We start from the raw sequence: 1,999 nt of genomic DNA on the forward strand, positions 1-1,999 counted from the left end.
GTCCTATACGGTTCACTGATGATGGAATTCGGAAAACAATGGGTGGTGGCAGACAGGATGCTGTTGGATATGTTTTTTGGCGTCGGTTACAGTGTCGATAATATCAGGGACGTAAATTATTACAATTCCTATTCCGACGAATACAGTGCTTTTCATTACACCAACCTGAAGATAGGCGATGTGCCGGCATTAGCGTTAAATACCGGCTTTCGCCTTGGCTTATTAACGGGTCAGGTAAAATCCTCTCCGTCAAAATCTTCTTCCCGGTAAGCCCCTGATCCGAGGTTTACCATGGAACCGATCAGGTCCTTGAATTCTATCTTGTTTTCAATGATTTTTTTGCTGATCAGTGAATAGGCTGATAATCCGTGTAATACAAATTCCATCAACAGCCCGGCTTCTTTTTCATTTATTTTAGGGAAATGTTTTTTGACCATGGCATGTAACCCATCCACGGCATAAAGCTTCTGTATTTTGTCGTTGTCTCTGGACTGAAAAAACAGGTCCAGTTGATTACCGGCATCAAACCAGCGAATAATTGATTTGTATGGATTTTCCACCTCTTTCATCGACTCCTTGCCGGTAGAACGTCTTTTTTTAAGTGTTTCCGGGTTGGGAAAATATTGAATAAAAACACTGCGGATCGATTTGTCGAGTAAATTCATGGCTACCTGGAAAGGACCTTCCTGTTCTCCCTCATAGACCAATTCAATTTTCCCGGTAAGAGAGGGTATAATACCCAACAGATCACTTACCCAAACCTGGGTTTGTTTTTCTTTATTTACCAATGCCCTCAATTCAGCCGCACTTATCGCATTTTCAAAGGCACTGATGGTAAGGCGTGCAGAAACACCGCTTTTTTTATCGACGTATTCATTGTTTCTGGCTTCAAAAGCCACCTGTTCAATGATCCGTTTTACCAGGTCGCTGATTGATACCCTGTCCAGTTGTTCCTGTTTAACAGAAGCTTCCTGCTCGGTAATAGCCAGGGAGGTTTCAATAGATTTGGGATAATGTGTCAGAATCTGGCTTTCTATACGGTCTTTCAGGGGGGTAACGATAGAACCCCGGTTGGTGTAATCTTCCGGGTTAGCAGTGAAAACAAACAAGATATCCAGTGGCATACGAAGCTTAAAACCCCGGATCTGGATATCCCCTTCCTCTAATATATTAAATAATGCAACCTGTATCCTGGCCTGCAAATCAGGAATTTCATTAATTACAAAAATGCCCCGGTTGCTCCTGGGTATAATGCCGTAGTGAATCACCTGCTCGTCGGCAAAATTCAGCCGTAAATTGGCCGCTTTGATGGGATCGATATCACCAATCAGATCCGCCACACTTACATCGGGTGTGGCAAGTTTTTCACCATAACGTTCCGCCCGGTGTACCCAGTGAATGGGGGTTTCATCGCCGTGTTGGGCAATAAGGTCTCGGGCATACCGCGAAATAGGTTGAAAAGGATCATCATTGATCTCTGACCCGGCTATCACAGGAATGTATTCATCCAGGAGATTGGTCATTTGCCTGGCCATCCTGGTTTTTGCCTGCCCGCGCAGTCCGAGAAAAAGAATATTATGGCGACTCAAAAGTGCCCGTTCCGTATCCGGAATGACGGTATCCTCATAGCCAATAATTCCATCAAAAGGTTGAGTGCCGGCCTCAATGTGCCGGATCAGGTTTGCTCTTATTTCTTCTTTAACGGACCTGGATTGGTAGCCCGATTTCTTTAATTCGCCCAGCGTTGTGATACTATTAGTGGTTTGTTTCATCGTTTCATTTTATACGTTCGTAATTCCCGTTCTTAATACACCGTTTTCCGTTTACCGCTTTCAAAATCCTTGAATAGAAAGGCACCCAGGTGGTCTAAGGAAGCGAAAAATGCCTTACCCTGATTCGTTTCTGTGAATTCCGTTACAAAACGCTGCAGATATGGATCTGATGCAATCATGAAGGTAGTAATGGGGATCTTGAGTTTTTTACATTGTGCCGCCAGGTT

At 43.9% G+C, this 1,999-nt stretch carries 2 protein-coding genes and 1 pseudogene; 1 reads left to right on the forward strand and 2 read right to left on the reverse strand.

What is annotated here, in order from left to right; all coding sequences use genetic code 11:
- Positions 1 to 270: hypothetical protein (locus A1D16_RS15045; RefSeq protein WP_290710955.1), on the forward strand; the 270-nt coding region annotated here is incomplete at its 5' end.
- Here A1D16_RS15045 and A1D16_RS15050 read toward each other — a convergent pair.
- Together A1D16_RS15050 and A1D16_RS15055 are read right to left on the reverse strand one after the other, a co-directional pair.
- Positions 231 to 1,772 carry a sigma 54-interacting transcriptional regulator gene (locus tag A1D16_RS15050; RefSeq protein ID WP_290710957.1) on the reverse strand — a complete coding sequence of 514 codons (1,542 nt, stop codon included), beginning with the start codon at positions 1,770 to 1,772 and terminating at the stop codon, positions 231 to 233. The genes A1D16_RS15045 and A1D16_RS15050 overlap by 40 nt on opposite strands.
- A 32-nt stretch (positions 1,773 to 1,804) precedes the next feature.
- Positions 1,805 to 1,999 (reverse strand): annotated as a pseudogene (locus A1D16_RS15055) (hypothetical protein); the annotation flags it as partial.

The organism is Flavihumibacter sp. CACIAM 22H1 (assembly GCF_001601815.1).
GTDB lineage: Bacteria > Bacteroidota > Bacteroidia > Chitinophagales > Chitinophagaceae > Flavihumibacter.

Bases quoted from the DNA above. Each gene is read 5' to 3' on its own strand.
- A1D16_RS15050 (WP_290710957.1), bottom strand. From the start codon at position 1,772: ATGAAACAAACCACTAATAGTATCACAACGCTGGGCGAATTAAAGAAA.